This is a genomic window from Acidobacteriota bacterium (assembly GCA_022340665.1).
Lineage (GTDB): Bacteria > Acidobacteriota > Thermoanaerobaculia > Thermoanaerobaculales > Sulfomarinibacteraceae > Sulfomarinibacter.
Genome location: JAJDNM010000142.1, coordinates 1 through 16,396, shown reverse-complemented (window position 1 = coordinate 16,396; position 16,396 = coordinate 1). Strand labels below are relative to the sequence as shown.

Annotated in this window: 12 protein-coding genes, 1 tRNA gene and 2 pseudogenes; 1 reads left to right on the top strand and 14 read right to left on the bottom strand. The window is 60.8% G+C overall.

The window, feature by feature from the left end; genetic code table 11:
• The 4 genes from tuf (LJE93_16110) to rpsL form a co-directional block, all read right to left on the bottom strand.
• The coding region (gene tuf, locus LJE93_16110; protein MCG6950438.1) for an elongation factor Tu at positions 1-140 on the bottom strand (140 nt) is incomplete at its 3' end.
• Between the two features lie 10 nt (positions 141-150).
• Complete coding sequence (gene fusA, locus LJE93_16105; protein ID MCG6950437.1) at positions 151-2,241, bottom strand: elongation factor G; 2,091 nt, start codon at positions 2,239-2,241, stop codon at positions 151-153.
• A gap of 46 nt (positions 2,242-2,287) precedes the next feature.
• Positions 2,288-2,758 (bottom strand): 30S ribosomal protein S7, encoded by a 471-nt coding sequence (gene rpsG, locus LJE93_16100; GenBank protein ID MCG6950436.1) that lies wholly within the window; start codon positions 2,756-2,758, stop codon positions 2,288-2,290.
• A gap of 14 nt (positions 2,759-2,772) precedes the next feature.
• Positions 2,773-3,147, bottom strand: a complete 375-nt coding sequence (gene rpsL, locus LJE93_16095) for a 30S ribosomal protein S12 (GenBank protein MCG6950435.1) — start codon at positions 3,145-3,147, stop codon at positions 2,773-2,775.
• Positions 3,148-3,328: 181 nt separating this feature from the next.
• Here rpsL and LJE93_16090 point away from each other — a divergent pair.
• A pseudogene (locus tag LJE93_16090) lies at positions 3,329-3,406 on the top strand (phosphotransferase).
• Positions 3,407-4,375: 969 nt separating this feature from the next.
• On the opposite strand, the gene rpoC reads toward LJE93_16090, so the two are convergent.
• From rpoC to tuf (LJE93_16040), 10 genes and pseudogenes are all read right to left on the bottom strand, one after another.
• Positions 4,376-8,602, bottom strand: a complete 4,227-nt coding sequence (rpoC, locus tag LJE93_16085; protein ID MCG6950434.1) for a DNA-directed RNA polymerase subunit beta' — start codon at positions 8,600-8,602, stop codon at positions 4,376-4,378.
• 10 nt (positions 8,603-8,612) lie between these two features.
• Positions 8,613-12,881, bottom strand: coding sequence for a DNA-directed RNA polymerase subunit beta (gene rpoB / locus LJE93_16080; protein ID MCG6950433.1), 4,269 nt, complete (start codon positions 12,879-12,881; stop codon positions 8,613-8,615).
• Positions 12,882-12,982: 101 nt separating this feature from the next.
• Entirely contained in the window at positions 12,983-13,369 is a 387-nt protein-coding gene (gene rplL / locus LJE93_16075) for a 50S ribosomal protein L7/L12 (GenBank protein ID MCG6950432.1), read from the bottom strand.
• Positions 13,370-13,383: 14 nt separating this feature from the next.
• Positions 13,384-14,112 (bottom strand): 50S ribosomal protein L10, encoded by a 729-nt coding sequence (gene rplJ / locus LJE93_16070; GenBank protein ID MCG6950431.1) that lies wholly within the window; start codon positions 14,110-14,112, stop codon positions 13,384-13,386.
• Between the two features lie 10 nt (positions 14,113-14,122).
• The gene (rplA, locus tag LJE93_16065; GenBank protein ID MCG6950430.1) at positions 14,123-14,821 is read right to left on the bottom strand and encodes a 50S ribosomal protein L1; all 699 of its coding nucleotides are present in this window, start codon (positions 14,819-14,821) and stop codon (positions 14,123-14,125) included.
• Positions 14,822-14,882: 61 nt separating this feature from the next.
• Positions 14,883-15,299, bottom strand: a pseudogene (rplK, locus tag LJE93_16060) (50S ribosomal protein L11).
• A 9-nt stretch (positions 15,300-15,308) separates the two neighbouring features.
• A complete protein-coding gene (gene nusG, locus LJE93_16055; GenBank protein ID MCG6950429.1) occupies positions 15,309-15,842 on the bottom strand; it encodes a transcription termination/antitermination protein NusG in 534 nt (177 codons plus the stop codon).
• 13 nt (positions 15,843-15,855) lie between these two features.
• Positions 15,856-16,065, bottom strand: coding sequence for a preprotein translocase subunit SecE (gene secE / locus LJE93_16050; protein ID MCG6950428.1), 210 nt, complete (start codon positions 16,063-16,065; stop codon positions 15,856-15,858).
• Between the two features lie 25 nt (positions 16,066-16,090).
• Positions 16,091-16,166, bottom strand: a tRNA-Trp gene (locus LJE93_16045).
• Between the two features lie 89 nt (positions 16,167-16,255).
• Positions 16,256-16,396, bottom strand: a 141-nt coding sequence (tuf, locus tag LJE93_16040) for an elongation factor Tu (GenBank protein MCG6950427.1), incomplete at its 5' end; no start/stop codon positions are given.

The following is a 16,396-nucleotide window of genomic DNA, read 5'->3' as shown; positions in this document are numbered from 1 at the left end:
AACGGCGTGTAGTCCGCTAGCCCCTTCGCTGCCAACGTCTTCGTCATCGCCGCCGTCAACGTCGTCTTCCCATGGTCCACGTGACCTATCGTCCCGATGTTGACGTGCGGCTTCGTCCGCTCGAACTTCTCCTTGGCCATTCCTGCCTCCTTACGCCGTCACACCCGTGGCGCGCGCGACGATTTCATCGGCCTTCCGCTGAGGAACTTCGTCGTAATGATCAAACTGCATGCTGTAGGTAGCCCGCCCCTGTGTCTGCGACCGCAGATCGGTGGCGTAGCCGAACATCTCTGAAAGGGGAACGTGGACGGTCGCGACCTGATATCCGGCGCGTGATTCCATACTGGTGACCCGTCCCCGGCGTCGGTTGAGATCGCCGATGACATCGCCGAGGTACTCCTCTGGAGTCACCGCCTCGACCTCCATGATGGGCTCCATGAGCACCGGACCGGCATCTTTCGCGCCATTCATCAGGGCCATCGATCCGGCTACCTTGAAGGCGAGCTCCGACGAGTCCACCTCGTGATAGGACCCGTCGTAAAGAGCGGCCCCGATTCCCATCAGGGGGTAGCCGGCAAGAATACCGCGGTCCATCGCCTCGCGGATGCCTATCTCGACAGGCTTGATGAACTCGCGCGGAATCACACCCTGTTTGATCTCGTCGATGAAGACGAATTCGGTGCCGTCGGTCAAAGGCCAGATGCGAATCCTGACCTGGCCGTACTGGCCCTTGCCTCCGGTCTGGCGGATGAACTCGCCCTTGCCATCGGCCTCCTTGGTGATGGCCTCGCGATAGGCAACCTGCGGGCGACCGACCTTCGCGCCGATCTTGTGTTCGCGCATCAACCGGTCGACGATGATCTCGAGATGGAGCTCTCCCATCCCGGAAATGATCGTCTGCCCGGTTTCCTCGTCGACCGTGACGCGGAAGGTCGGATCTTCCTGAGTGAGCTTGGCCAGTGCTTCGGCCAAGTGCTCTTGATCGGCGGTGGTCCTGGGCTCGATGGCGACCGAGATGACTGGTTCGGGGAACTGCATCGCCTCGAGCACGATCGGGTGCTTGCGGTCGCACAGGGTATCGCCAGTGCCAGCATTGCGTAGCCCAACCACGGCACAGATGTCACCGGCGCAGACCTCTGAGATCTCCTCGCGCTTGTTGGCGTGCATCTTGAGCAGGCGACCGATCCGTTCGGACTTGCCGGTGGCGGCATTGATCACCGACGAGCCGGTGGCCAGGTCGCCCGAGTAAGTACGAATGAAGGCGAGCCGGCCAACATAGGGATCAGTCATGATCTTGAAGACCAGCGCGGCAAAGGGCTCCTCGTCATCGGCACGGCGGACGTTGCTGCCCTTCACGCCCTCTGGGAGAAAACCCTCGATCGGCGGGATGTCGAGCGGCGACGGAAGATAGTCGACGATCGCGTCGAGCAACGGCTGTACACCCTTGTTCTTGAAGGCAGAACCGCAGAGCACCGGCACCAGCGAACCGGCGATGGTGCCGATCCGGAGACCGCGGAGAATCTGGTCCTCCTCGAGGCTGCCCTCGGCCAGGTAGTGGTCGAGGAACTCCTCTGAAGTCTCGGCCACTGCCTCGAACAGACGTTCGCGGTACTCGTCCACCTCGGCCCGGTAGTCTTTCGGAATGTCTTCCTCGAAGTACTCGGCACCCAGGGTTTCGTCCTTGTAGTTGTAGGCCTTCATTCGCACCAGATCGATGACCCCGGCAAAGCTCTCTTCAGCGCCCAGCGGCAGCTGGACCGGGACCGCGTTGGCCGCCAGCTTCTCCCGGATCTGTTCGGTGACACCCGCAAAGTTGGCACCGGTACGGTCCATTTTGTTGATGAAGGCGACTCGCGGCACGTGATAGCGGTCGGCCTGCCGCCAAACGGTCTCGGACTGCGGCTCGACACCGCCGACCGCGCAGAAAACCGCGACTGCACCGTCGAGCACGCGCAGGCTGCGCTCCACTTCGGCGGTGAAGTCGACATGGCCGGGGGTGTCGATGATGTTGATGCGGTGGTCGCGCCAGAAACAGGTTGTCGCAGCAGATGTGATGGTGATGCCCCGCTCCTGCTCCTGCGGCATCCAATCCATGGTCGCAGTGCCGTCGTGGACCTCACCGATCTTGTAGTTGATGCCCGTGTAATAGAGCACACGCTCGGTAGTCGTCGTCTTACCGGCATCGATGTGAGCCATGATGCCGATATTTCGGACGTTCGAGAGTGGGATAACACGTGGCATTTTTCAAAGATCTCCTGCGAACTGCTGTCGTCTGTCTCTAACTCACCTACCAGCGGTAATGGGCAAAGGCCTTGTTGGCCTCGGCCATGCGATGTGTGTCATCGCGTTTCTTGATCGTGCCTCCGCGGTTCGACGCCGCATCCAGAAACTCGGCAGCGAGCTTCTGCATCATCGTCTTCTCGTGCCGCGACTTGGCGAAGCCGATCAGCCAGCGGATGGCCAGCGCCTGCTGGCGGTCCGACCGGACCTCCATCGGCACCTGGTAGGTGGAGCCACCGACCCGGCGTGATTTGACTTCGACCTGCGGCTTCGCGTTCTCGACCGCGCGCTTGAACACCTTGAGGGGATCGTCACCGGTGCGCTCTTCGATCAGACCGAGCGCGCCATAAAAGATACTCTCGGCAACCGTCTTCTTGCCGCTCAGCGCCACGTTGTTGATGAACTTCGTGACCAGCCGCGAGTTGTAGACGGGATCCGGAAGGACCTCTCGTTTGTCAATGGTTGCTCGCCGAGGCATGTGCTCCCCCCGCCCTAACTCTTCGGCCGCTTGGCGCCGTACTTCGAACGGCGCTGGCGACGGCCCTCGACACCCTGGCTGTCCATGGTGCCGCGAATGATGTGGTAGCGAACGCCCGGCAGATCCTTGACGCGGCCGCCGCGGATCATCACCTGCGAGTGCTCCTGAAGGTTGTGTCCCTCGCCAGGAATGTAGGCCGTCACCTCGATGCCGTTGGTGAGGCGGACACGAGCCACCTTGCGGAGAGCCGAGTTCGGTTTCTTCGGCGTGGTGGTGAAAACCCTGGTGCAGACTCCACGCCTCTGCGGGCAGGACTGCAGCGCCGGGCTCTTGGTTTTCTCGGTCGCCGTTTTGCGGCCCTGGCGTACCAATTGCGAGACTGTTGGCATGGTCACTCCCTATCCGGGGTTCGTAAATCCAAGTGGAGGCACCACTTGGCTGCTTCCTCGTTCCTTGGGCCCTGGCCGTGAGTCAGAGCCGCGGAAGAATACTGGAGATGCCGCGTTCTGTCAAGCGGTTCTAAGGCGTTTGGCGTACAAGAGCGCATTTTTTCGCCACAAGCCAGGCCAGATACCCGATGCTGGATGCTGGATGCTCGATGCCGGATGCTGGATGCTGGATGCTGGATGCTGGATGCTGGATGCTGGATCCACCCAGCCACCCGGAACGCCGGCAGATCCCGCGGATGGACGCTGATGATCGAATTCGGAGTTCGGAAATCGGAATTTTGGACCACCTCACGAAGTGATAGGGGCGTGCAGAACTCATCTGGAATCAATTATTTGACATAAAAGCAACAGGTTCGGCGGCCTGCGGAAGGCCCATGCGACGTGCCAGGTCTGCGAAGCGCATGTCGGAGATCGCGCCAAACACAGAAACTCGATGTTTTCCCCGGTTGCGCAATCAAGAGCCCAGAAATACCAAGCGATTCCTGCGTTTTCGGATTTCGATTGACCGTCCTCCCAGGAAATCGAACCGGGTCCGGCCCGTCGATCCCGATAAGCGAGGAAAATGCTCGAAGAACCTCGGTCGACTCAGCGTGAAAACGTCTTCTTCGCGCCGAAGAGCGGCGCGGGGCGAGACAAGGTGGTCAGCGTCAGGGACAGGAACAGCGATCAGCGACAGATCACAGCGGCAATTTCCTGTGGCCGGGACAGGGGCAGCGTTTGGAAACCACGGAACATGCCGATTGAGGCAGATGAAGATCCTTCCGTTGAAGAAACGGAAGTGACTCCGCCACAAGGTCTTTTTTTTGCCCCCTCTCCCCAGAAATTCGAGGAGGGCAACGCCCGCCGTGAATTTCCGAGGGTGGGTGGGCGGGGGGAGGGGGCGGGTTGAAAAGGGGCGAGGCGGATCGATCTCTGACTTTGGGGAATCCATCGATTTTGCGTCCGCCCGGGACGTTCCGCTCAGGATGACAGGTCACGCCCCGCCCTTTTGCCGCAGGCAAACAGCGGGCGAGGTCGACCCGCCCGACGAGCGCTCGCGATCGGAGGGCGGGGCGATCGAGAACGCGTGGACGCGGTCGAAGGCCGCGGCGGGCGGGCCATTCGGACGCGAAGAATAGGCCGCCCCGAGGGGCGGCCGAAGTTGAATTGACTGATAAAAAAGAACTTGTTATTCGGTTTCTGCGGCCGGGGTTTCCGGCTTGGCTTCCAAAAGGGCAGTCGCCGCCTCTGTCATCTCGCGATAGAGGTTTTCCGGCTCCTCGCGCGGCTCCATCTCCTCCTCGGGCACCGGATCGATGATCGTGCGGCGGTAACGGGGCGAACCCGTACCGGCCGGGATCAGCCGGCCAACGATCACGTTCTCCTTGAGTCCGTGCAGGTTATCGACCTTGCCCGAGACCGCGGCCTCGGTCAGAACGCGGGTCGTCTCCTGGAACGACGCCGCCGAAATGAAGCTCTCGGTGGCCAGCGAGGCCTTGGTGATGCCGAGCAGCAGCGACGTCGCGGTCGCCGGCTCGCCGCCGGCTTCGATCACCCGATCGTTCTCGCGCTGGAATAAGTAACGCGGAATCTGCTGTTCGAGCAGAAAGTCCGTGTCGCCCGGATCCACGACCTTCACGAAGCGCATCATCTGGCGAACAATCACCTCGATGTGCTTGTCGTTGATGGCCACACCCTGCGAGCGGTAGACCTCCTGAATCTTGTCCACCAGGTGTCGCTGCATTTCTTTTTCACCGAGGATCGACAGGATGTCATGCGGGTTAACCGCCCCCTCGGTCAGCGGATCCCCGGCCTGGATGAACTCACCCTCCTGCACCGACACGTGCGCGTAGCGCGGAATGGTGTACTCGCGGTGCTCGTCGCCCTCGCCCTCGACCACGATGCGGCGCTGACCGCGCACCGGTTCGGTGATGCGGATGTGACCGTCGATCTCGGACACCACTGCCGGGTCCTTGGGCTTGCGAGCCTCGAAGAGTTCAACCACGCGCGGCAGACCACCAGTGATGTCCTTGGTCTTGGACATTTCGCGCGGAATCTTGGCCAGCACGTCGCCCGACTCCAGCGCGTCCCCCTCCGCAACCGAGAGGTGGGAGCCGATCGGCAGCTGGTACCGCCGGGTTTCCTTGTTCTTACCGCGGCCCTTTCCGACGACCTCGATGGTCGGAATGCGTTTGCCCGACCCGAGCGGCTCGATGACGATCTTGTGAGCGTGACCGGTGAGCTTGTCGATTTCCTCACGGACGTTTTCGCCTTCGACCAGATCGTGGAACTTCACCTTGCCAGCGATCGCGGTCAGAATCGATGAGGTGAATGGATCCCACTCGACCAATGGGGTGCCGGGCTCAACCTCCTGACCATCCTCGACCAGCAGGTGTGACCCGTAGGCTACCGAGTACCGCTCCTTCTCTCGCTGACGAGCATCGAGAATCACAAGCTTGCCGGTCCTCGAGATGGCCACCGTTTCGCCGTCCTTGTTTTCCACGGCGGCGATGTTGAGGAACTTGATCGCGCCACTGTGGTTCGCGACATGCCGCGAGGATTCCGTGCCCCGGGTCGCGGTGCCGCCGTAGTGGAAGGTCCGCATGGTCAGCTGGGTACCCGGCTCGCCGATCGACTGAGCGGCGATGATGCCGACCGCCTCCCCGATCTCCACGAGGCGCCCGGTGGCCAACATGCGGCCGTAGCACAGCTGGCAGACGCCCCGCTCGGTCTCGCAGGTGAGAGCTGAGCGAATGCGGACGCGCTCGATACCGGCTTCCTGAATCTGGCTGGCGATGGTCTCCGTGATCTCGGTGCTCACCGGACAGATCAGGCTGTCCTCGATCGGATCATAGATGTCCTCGGCGGAAACCCGGCCGACGATTCGGTCGCGGATCTGTTCGAGGATTTCGCCACCTTCGGTGATCGCCGTGACCTCGATGCCGTTTTCGGTCCCGCAGTCGTGCTCGACCACGATCACGTCCTGAGCCACGTCCACCAGTCGCCGGGTCAGATAGCCGGAGTCGGCTGTCTTGAGCGCCGTGTCGGCGAGTCCCTTGCGCGCGCCGTGGGTCGAGATGAAGTACTGCAACACCGACAGACCCTCGCGGAAATTCGCGGTGATCGGCGTTTCCATGATCTCGCCCGATGGCTTGGCCATCAGACCGCGCATGCCAGCCAGCTGGCGAACCTGCTCACGCGAGCCACGCGCACCGGAATCGGCCATCATGAAGATCGGGTTGAACTCGCCCGACTCCGGGTTGAGCGATGACATTTCGCTGAACATTTCCTTGGCCACATCCTCGGTCACCCGGTGCCAGATATCGACGATTTTGTTGTGGCGCTCACCTGCGGTGATCAGTCCCTTCCGCCGCTGGTCCTCGACCTCATCGACCTCGTTGTGGGCCTGGTCGAGCTGACCCTGCTTGCTGCCCGGTATCACCATGTCGTCGGACGATAGGGAGAGGCCCGATCGCGTGGCGTACTCGAAGCCGATCTCCTTGAGGTTGTCGAGCAGGGCAACCGTTGGATGGTGGCCGGCCGTCATGAACGAGAAGGCAACCAGGTTCTGGAGCCCCTTCTTGCGCAGCTGGCCGTTGATGAAAGGCATCTCGTCCGGCAGCTGCATGTTGAAGAGCACGCGACCGACCGTGGTCTCCAGGAGCATGTCTTCAACCTCGATCATGTCGGCGTGAAGGATGTCCTGGCTGCCACCCTGTGCGACGAGATCGATCAGGTTACCGGTAAACCGCAGCTGGATCGGTGCCTGGGTACCGACCACTCCCGCGCTGTGAGCCAGGAAGACCTCTTCGGCAGACGCGAAGGTCTTGCCGCCTCCCTTGGCCATGTAGTTCTCGGTCGTCAGGTAGTAGACGCCTATGACCATGTCCTGCGACGGGACCGCCAGCGGGCGGCCGCTCGCGGGCGACAGGATATTGCGAGCCGACATCATAAGAATGTGGGCCTCGAGTTGGGCCTTTGGCGACAGCGGCACGTGGACCGCCATCTGGTCGCCGTCAAAGTCCGCGTTGTAGGCCGCGCAGACCAGGGGGTGGATCTTGATAGCCTTGCCCTCGACCAGTACCGGCTCGAAGGCCTGGATACCGAGACGGTGCAGGGTCGGCGCACGATTCAGGAGCACCGGATGCTCCTTGATGACCTTCTCCAGAGCGTCCCAGACCTCCGGGGTCTGCAACTCGACAAGCTCCTTTGCCATTTTGATGGTTGTTGCGAGTTCGCGTTTTTCGAGCTCCTGGTAAACAAACGGTTTGAAGAGCTCGAGCGCCATCTTTTTCGGCAATCCGCACTGGTGGAGTTTGAGCTCCGGACCGACGACGATCACCGAACGCCCGGAGTAGTCGACACGCTTGCCGAGCAGGTTCTGCCGGAACCGGCCCTGTTTGCCCTTGAGGTTGTCAGACAGGGATTTGAGCGGGCGGTTGTTCGAGCCCTTGATGACGCGGCCGCGACGGCCGTTGTCGAAGAGCGCGTCCACGGCCTCCTGCAACATCCGCTTCTCGTTACGAACGATCACTTCGGGAGCACGCAGATCGAGAAGCTTCTTGAGCCGGTTGTTGCGGTTGATCACCCGGCGATAGAGATCGTTGAGGTCCGAGGTGGCGAATCGGCCACCGTCGAGAGGAACAAGGGGCCGCAGCTCGGGCGGCAGCACCGGAATGACCTCGAGGATCATCCATTCGGGTCGGTTGCCGGAACGTCGCAGAGCCTCGACCAGCTTCAGCCTCTTGGCTGCTTTCTGGCGTCGCATGATCGCGGTCTCGGTGCGCATCACCATGCGCAGCTCGGCCGCCATCTCATCGAGATCGAGGCGTTCGAGGTGAGCGCGGACCGCTTCCGCACCCATCATCGCGACGAAGGCCTCACCATAGTCCTCCTTCGCCTGCCTATACTCTTCCTCGCTCAGTACCTGCTGGTCCTCGAGATCCGTGTCACCGGGGTCGACGACCACGTAAGCCTCGAAGTAGAGAACCCGCTCGAGCTCGCGCATCGTCATGTCGAGCAGCAGGCCGATGCGCGACGGCAGGCCCTTGAAGAACCAGACGTGGGACACTGGAGCGGCCAGTTCGATGTGGCCCATGCGTTCGCGCCGGACCTTTGACTTTGTGACCTCGACGCCGCACTTGTCGCAGACGACGCCGCGGTACTTCATCCGCTTGTACTTGCCGCAGAGGCACTCCCAGTCGGTGACCGGACCGAAGATCTTGGCGCAGAACAGGCCGTCACGCTCCGGTTTGAAAGTGCGATAGTTGATGGTCTCGGGCTTGATGACCTCGCCGTGCGACCACGAACGGATCTTCTCGGAACTCGCCAATCCGAGACGAATCGCGTTGAAGTCGTTGAGGGGTTTGGGCTTTTCGAAGAAGCTGCGAACTTCGCTCAGGCTTGAACGCTCCATTTTCCCCTCCTCACTCGTCATCCTGCTGCAGCAGCTCGACATCGAGGCCGAGCGCCTGCAGCTCGCGAACCAGCACGTTGAAAGATTCCGGAAGCCCCGGTTCTTCGGGGACCTGCCCCTTGACGATCGCCTCATAGACCTTGGCCCGGCCCTCGACGTCGTCCGACTTGACCGTCAACAGCTCTTGCAGTGTGTGCGCGGCGCCGAACGCTTCCAGCGCCCACACCTCCATTTCGCCCAGACGCTGGCCTCCGAACTGGGCCTTGCCGCCAAGCGGCTGCTGCGTGATCAGAGAGTATGGCCCGATCGACCGGGCGTGGATCTTATCGTCCACCAGGTGACTCAACTTGAGCATATAGATGTGGCCGACCGTCACGCGCTGTTCGAACGGCTCTCCGGTGACCCCGTCGTAAAGCAGACTCTTACCGTCTTCTGGCAGTCCGGCCTTCTCCAGCATCTTGCGGATTTCATCCTCGTTCGCACCCTCGAATACCGGGGTCGCGAAGCTGAGGTCGAGCTCATGGCCGGCCCACCCGAGATGGGTTTCGAGAATCTGGCCGACGTTCATGCGCGATGGCACGCCCAACGGGTTGAGGATGATCTCGACCGGCGTACCGTCGGGCAAGAACGGCATGTCCTCCTCGGCAAGAGCTTGCGAGATGACGCCCTTGTTGCCGTGGCGTCCAGCCATCTTGTCGCCGACCTGAAGCTTGCGCTTCATGGCAATAAAGACCTTGACCTGCTTGATCACTCCCGGTGGGAGATCGTCACCCTGGCGGAGCAACTCGATTCGCTCCTGGTTGATCTGGTCAAGGACTTCCACCTGCGACTCGGCCTGGCGGATGATCAGCCGCACCTTGTCGAGAAGCGCCGCCGTCTTGAGCGGTAGATTCTTGATCTGGGAGATCTTGAGACGCCGCAGCGCCTCTGCAGTGACCTTTTGGTTCTTGCCGATCAACACCTCGCCGCCCTTGCGGACCGCGATGTCTTCTTTCACGACCTTTCCAACCAGCAAACGCTCGATCTTGGAATCCCGGACCTCGAGGATGATTCGCTTTTCATCCTCGGAGTTGGTGCGGATGCGATCGATCTCCTCGTTTTCGATCGCCAACTGGCGGGAGTCCTTTTCCACACCCTTACGGGCGAAGATCTGCACGCCGACAACCACGCCCTCGATACCCGGCGGACAGCGCAGGGACGCGTCGCGAACGTCGCCCGCCTTTTCGCCGAAGATCGCACGAAGCAGCTTTTCCTCAGGGGTCAGCTGCGTTTCGCCCTTCGGCGTCACCTTGCCGACCAGGATCGAGCCCTGGCGAACCTGGGCACCGATGTGGATGATGCCCGCGTCGTCGAGGTGGGCGAGAGCCGACTCCGAAACGTTGGGAATGTCGCGGGTGATCTCCTCCGGTCCGAGCTTGGTGTCACGGGCAGAGGTCTCGAACTCCTCGATATGGATAGAGGTGTACTTGTCTTCCTTGACCAGCTGCTGCGAGACGACTATCGCGTCCTCGAAGTTGTAGCCACGCCACGGCATGAAGGCAACCAGCACGTTGTGGCCGAGCGCCAACTCGCCCTTTTCAGTGTTGGGGCCGTCCGCCAGTACCTGACCCTTCACGACCCGCTGGCCTTCCTCGACCAGCGGCTTCTGATTGATCGACGTGTTCTGGTTGGAGCGCCGGAACTTGGTCAGCTGGTAAATATCGGCTCCGAACTCACCCTCGCCCTCGTCTTCGTCTTCGACGCGGACGATGATCCGTTGGCAGTCGACCTTGTCGACCACGCCCGAACGCCGGCATACGACCACGGCGCCCGAGTCCTCGGCAACAACCGACTCCATTCCGGTGCCAACCACCGGCGCCTCTGGTTGAACCAGAGGTACCGCCTGCCGTTGCATATTCGATCCCATGAGCGCGCGGTTCGCATCGTCGTGCTCGAGGAACGGAATCAATGATGCCGCCACCGACACCACTTGCCGCGGCGAGACGTCAATGAAGTCGATCTGGTCTCGATCGAGGACGAGAAACTCGCCGCCCGACCTCGCAATCACCTTGGGGTCGACCAATTTGCCCTTGTCGTTGACACGCGCGTTGGCCTGAGCGATGTTGAGGTTTTCCTCCTCCCACGCGGCCAGGTAATAGGCGTGCGGCTCGCCCCACGCCTCGATTTTCTTTTTGCGCGAGCGACGCACCTTGGCGTTGGCCTCATCAAAGTCGGACCGCAGCGCGACCTGCCCGAGCTCGAAATCGGTATCACCGACCTGGGTGATTCGAACGTGCTCGAGGACGTTGCCCTTTTCGACTTTTTTGTACGGCGATTCGATATAGCCCATCGGGTTGAGCCGCGCGTAACACGAAAGCGACGAAATCAGGCCGATATTCGGCCCCTCGGGGGTTTCGATCGGGCAGATACGCCCGTAATGCGTCGAGTGCACGTCTCGCACCTCGAAACCGGCGCGCTCGCGCGACAGACCGCCCGGGCCAAGAGCCGAGAGGCGCCGCTTGTGAGTGACCTCAGACAACGGATTGGTCTGGTCCATGAACTGCGACAGCTGTGACGATCCGAAAAACTCGTCGACCGAAGCCATGACCGGCTTGGAGTTCACCAGGTCGCGCGGCATGGCCGAGTCGATGTCCGGGTGAATGGACATCTTTTCCTTGATCGCCCGCTCCATGCGGACGAGGCCAATGCGGAACTGATTCTCCATCAACTCCCCAACCGTTCGCACGCGGCGGTTCGAGAGCGAGTCAATGTCGTCGACCCGCCCGAGATCACGGTGGAGCCTGAGGAGGTAGTTCACCAGATGGATGAAATCGTCGACATCGAGGGTCCGTTGATCCGGATCCTTGTCGAGACCAAGCTTGGCGTTGAACTTGAAGCGGCCGACCTTGGATAGATCATATTTGCGCTCGTCGAAGAAGAGCCCGTTGAAGAGCGTGGTCGCCGATTCCTCGGTCGGGGGATCTCCCGGACGCTGGCGTCGGTAAATCTCCATCCTCGCGCCCATCTGCGATGTCGTGGTGTCCTTCTCGAGAGTCTGGTGGAGAATTTCACCAACCGGATCCCAGTCCGGAAACGCGAGACTGATTGTGTCGATACCCACCTCGTCGGCCTGCGCCAACACGTCATCGGTGACCCTCGAGTTGGCGGGCACGATCACCTCACCCGTCTCTTCGTCGATCAGATCATTTATCACGATTGCGCCGATCAATTCTTCGCGGTTGACAGCCACCTTGGTCGGTTTTTCGACCGTCGCCTTTTCCAGGCGCCGCCTCATCGCGTTGTCGAGGGAAAGGCCGGCAAACAGCGGCGGCTCGGCAACCTTCCTGAAACGGAGAGCCTTCTGCCGCTCTTCTTCGATATCGAGGATGCGGGAGTCGAGCAACAGCGTCGCGGTGTCCTTCTTGGCGCTGAGCTTGGTGTCGAAGACTGTGTGAAAGCTGCGGAGGATCTGAGAGTTGCTTTCCAGCTCGGGGCTCAACGCACGGAGAAAGACGGTGCCGTGCAAACGGCGTTTTCGATCGATACGGACCCAGAGGATCTGCTTGTTGTCGTACTCGAACTCGATCCACGACCCTCGGTACGGCACCACCTTGGCAAGGTAGTCGTTTGGGCCTTCGAGGGTGAAGAAAACACCGGGCGAACGGTGAAGCTGCGAGACGATCACGCGCTCGGTACCGTTGATGATGAAGGTGCCAGTGTCCGTCATCAGCGGCATCTCGCCGAAGTAGAGCTCTTCCTCCTTGACGTCGCGCACCTGTCGACTGCCATCTTCCTCGGTGTCGAAGGTCACCAGTCTGAAGGTCAGGCGCACCGGCACCGCATAGGTCATCCCGCGTTCGCGGCACTCGTCCGACGAAAACGGTAGGCGCAGGCCGACAGAGGTCCCGCAGACGCTGCACACCTCGACGCGATTCTTGTTCGCCTTGCCACAATCCGGACAAACGACCGCTTCTTCATGCGGATCACCCGCCTTGAAGCTCGCACCACAGTGCTCGCAGGTCAGGCGCAGATGATGCAACCCGTCGAGGCGCCCGCACCGGCAAGTCCAGTTCCCGATTTCGTAGCGGACGAACTGCAGCTCGCAGGTCTCGCGAAAGTCGGTGAACGGGAAGATCGACGACAGCACCGACTGAAGACCGCCAAAAATGCGCTCTTCAGGCAGCAGGTCCATCTGCAGAAACTCCTCGTACGAGGACCTCTGCACCTGGATCATGTTCGGCAGCGGAATCGTGGACGAATGCTTGGAGAAGCTCAGCCGCCCATTGGGGCTCGTGGTCATGGATGCTCCCTCCTGACCAAAAGATCGACGGGGAGACGCACGTCTCCCGTCATCTCAGTTCATGGGTCTCGAAACCCGGGAATCGAACGGCATGTCGCGCGTTACTTGATCTCCATCTGGGCGCCGGCCTCTTCGAACTTCTTCTTGATCTCTTCGGCCTCTTCCTTGTTGACGCCCTCCTTGACCTTGACAGGCGCACTCTCAACCAGCTCCTTGGCCTCTTTCAGACCGAGCGAAGTGACCTCGCGAACGACCTTGATGACATTGATTTTCTTGTCACCGATCGAGTTCAGTACAACGTCGAAATCGGTCTTCTCTTCCGCCTCCTCACCACCGGCAGCGGCACCCGGAACGGCACCGGCCATCATCACCGGAGCGGCGGCAGCGGCAGTCACGCCGAACTCTTCCTCAAGGGCCTTGACGAGCTCATTGAGCTCGAGCACGGTCATCCCCTTGATATCCTCCATCATCTTCTCTATCTGGGCCATTTTTCAGATCCTCCTTAGGATTCTTGAGTTTCCTGGGTCTCGTTTTGTTCTTCGGCTTCCGAAGCGTCCTCGGGCTCCTCTGCCGGAGTATCCCTGTCCTGGGCGGAAGCTTCAGCCTCCGGAGCTTCTTCAATTTGGTCGGAAGCCTGGGCCTCTTGAGGCTTTTCTTCGGCCTCCGGGGGCTCTTCCGCGACAACGGTTTCTTCGACCGTTTCCTCTGCAGGCTGGTCGCCTTTTTCCGCGACCTGAGTGATCACATTCGTGAACTGCTGAAGCGGAGCGTTGAGCGCGACTGCGAGGCGCCGCAAGGGCGACTGCAGCAGATTCACCAACTTGGAGATGAGTTCGTCGCGCGACGGCATGTCGGCGATTTTCTCCGCCTCCTTGGCTTCGAGAATCTGCCCCTCGAGATATGCCTGCTCGAAGGTGAGCTCGGGGTGTTTCTTGATGAAGTCCTTCAGCACCTTGGCCAGGGCTACGCCGTCACCACCCGTGTAGGCGAGGACCTTCGGTCCACTCAGGAAAGGCGTGATGCCTTCCATCTCCGTCCCTTCGACTGCCAACCGTACGACGGTGTTCTTGACAACCTTGTAGGTCGCCTCGGTCTTCCGCACCTCCGAGCGAAGGCGATTCACGTCGTTCACCTTGAGGCCGTGGTTTTCGAGGAGGAACAGCGTGTTGACGCCTTCAAGATTCTCCCGCAGTTCCACCGACTGCTCGTGTTTCTGCTCTTTCGTGAGCATGTTCCTCCTCCTACTTCGTATCCAGGCTGACCAGGTCGACCTGGACGCCGGGGCCCATGGTCGAGCACAGGTAGATGGTGTGAACGTAGCGGCCCTTGGCGGTCGCGGGTTTCGCCTTCTCCACTGCGCTGATCAGACTGCGGGTGTTCTCGACGAGATTCTCATGCGGGAAGCTGACCTTGCCAACCGGAGCATGGATGATCGCGGTCTTGTCGACCCGAAACTCCACCTTACCGGCCTTGATGTCCGCTACCGCAGCGCCGACGTCGGTGGTTACGGTTCCCGACTTCGGGTTCGGCATCAGTCCACGCGGTCCGAGGACCCGACCGACCTTCGACAGGCTCTTCATCATGTCTGGGGTCGCGACAATTGCGTCGATCTCGAGCCATCCGCCCTGGATCTTCTCCACCGCCTCGTCACCCGAAAGCACGAAATCGGCACCAGCCTCCTCGGCTTCCTTCTGCGCTGGACCCTCGCACACCACGAGCACGGTCAGGCTCTTGCCGGTGCCGTGCGGCAGAACAACGGTGCCTCGCACCATCTGATCTGCGTGGCGCGGATTGACGCCAAGGCGCATCGCGATCTCGACTGTCTCATCGAACGAAGCGAAGGCGGTCTCTTGGACCAAACCCAGCGCCTCTTCGAGCGGGTAAGGCCGACGCTCCACCTTGGAGGCCGACTCTCTGTATTTCTTTCCTCTAAGCGCCACTGGCCACCTCCTCGACTTCGCCTTCCGGCTCCTCGACCTCGATGACTCCGGAGGTTGCACCGACCTCGATGCCCATCGAGCGAGCCGTACCGAGGATGATCTCAACTGCGGCATCCAGCGACTCGGCGTTGAGGTCGGGCATCTTGGTCTTGGCGATCTCTTCCACCTGGGACATGGTCACGGTGCCGACTTTGACCCTGTTCGGTTCACCCGAGCCCTTTTCCAGGCCGCAGGCCCGCCGCAGCAGGAATGACGCCGGCGGGGTCTTGGTAATGAAGGTATAGGTACGGTCGGCGAACACGGTGATCACGACCGGAATGATGATGCCCTGGTCCTTCTGCGTACGCGCGTTGAACGCCTTGCAGAAGTCCATGATGTTGAGACCATGCTGTCCCAACGCAGGACCCACCGGTGGTGCCGGTGTCGCCTGCCCGCCGGGCAGGTGAAGCTTGATCTGTCCTATGACTTTCTTTGCCATCGCTACTCCTCAAACGAGTTTCTGCACTTGGCGAAACTCCATTTCGACAGGAGTCTCACGCCCGAAGATCGTGACCATCACCTTGAGCGTCGACCGATCGAGGTTGACCTCTTCGACGACGCCGTTGAAGGAGGCGAATGGACCATCGACGATCCGAATCCGCTCGCCCTTCTCGTATCTCTCGGTCGGTCGCGGTTTCTCCTGAGTCGCCACTGACTGATGGAGGATCTGATTGACCTCCTCCTCGGTCAGCGGTGTGGGTTTCTTGCCGGCACCAACGAATCCGGTCACCTTGGGCGTGTTCCGCACAAGATGCCATGCATCGTCCGTCATTTCCATTTCCACCAGCACATACCCGGGGAAAAACTTCTTTCGAACCTCCCGTTTCTTGCCGTTCTTCATCTCGACGACGGTTTCGGTCGGAACCTGTACCTCGCCGAAGAATTCCTCCATGCCGAGCGCCTCGACGCGTTGTTCGAGGGTCTTCTTCACGCGATCCTCGAATCCCGAGTACGTGTGGATGATGTACCACTGCTTGGCCATGGAGATCAGCTCCTTACGAAAAGACCTTGAAGGCTTCGAAAAGTTGGTTCCTCAAAAGGAGGAACACGAGATCGCAGAGATAGAGGTAGATACCGAAGATGAAGGAGGCGATCACCACGACGGTCGTCGTGTTGATGACTTCCTGCTTCGTCGGCCACGTGACCTTCTTGGTCTCGGCGATGACCTCGGAGAGAAATGTTTTTAGGCGTGTCCACCATTGCATGCGGGCGACTCCAGTCGAACGAACTTGGCAGGCCAGGAGGGACTCGAACCCCCAACAACCGGTTTTGGAGACCGGGACTCTACCGATTGAGCTACTGGCCTGCGTGGAAAAATCTCACGCACCACACCCGGGAGGAGGCGTCAACGCCCGCCCCTCGGTTGAGGCGCGGCAAGCCGAAAGGCTTCAACCCCTACTCCAGGATGTCCGTGATGGAGCCGGCACCGACGGTGCGGCCACCCTCGCGAATGGCGAAGCGCAAGCCCTTCTCCATCGCGATCGGGGTGATCAACTCCACCTCCAGGTTCGTGTTGTCTCCCGGAATCACCATCTC

What these genes read in the sequence shown, in the direction of transcription:
- secE (MCG6950428.1), bottom strand. Translation starts at nt 16,065, where the DNA reads ATGCAATGGTGGACACGCCTAAAAACATTTCTCTCCGAGGTCATCGCC.
- rpoB (MCG6950433.1), bottom strand. Translation starts at nt 12,881, where the DNA reads ATGACCACGAGCCCCAATGGGCGGCTGAGCTTCTCCAAGCATTCGTCC.
- fusA (MCG6950437.1), bottom strand. Translation starts at nt 2,241, where the DNA reads ATGCCACGTGTTATCCCACTCTCGAACGTCCGAAATATCGGCATCATG.
- nusG (MCG6950429.1), bottom strand. Translation starts at nt 15,842, where the DNA reads ATGGCCAAGCAGTGGTACATCATCCACACGTACTCGGGATTCGAGGAT.
- rpsG (MCG6950436.1), bottom strand. Translation starts at nt 2,758, where the DNA reads ATGCCTCGGCGAGCAACCATTGACAAACGAGAGGTCCTTCCGGATCCC.
- rplJ (MCG6950431.1), bottom strand. Translation starts at nt 14,112, where the DNA reads ATGCTCACGAAAGAGCAGAAACACGAGCAGTCGGTGGAACTGCGGGAG.
- rpoC (MCG6950434.1), bottom strand. Translation starts at nt 8,602, where the DNA reads ATGGAGCGTTCAAGCCTGAGCGAAGTTCGCAGCTTCTTCGAAAAGCCC.
- rplL (MCG6950432.1), bottom strand. Translation starts at nt 13,369, where the DNA reads ATGGCCCAGATAGAGAAGATGATGGAGGATATCAAGGGGATGACCGTG.
- rpsL (MCG6950435.1), bottom strand. Translation starts at nt 3,147, where the DNA reads ATGCCAACAGTCTCGCAATTGGTACGCCAGGGCCGCAAAACGGCGACC.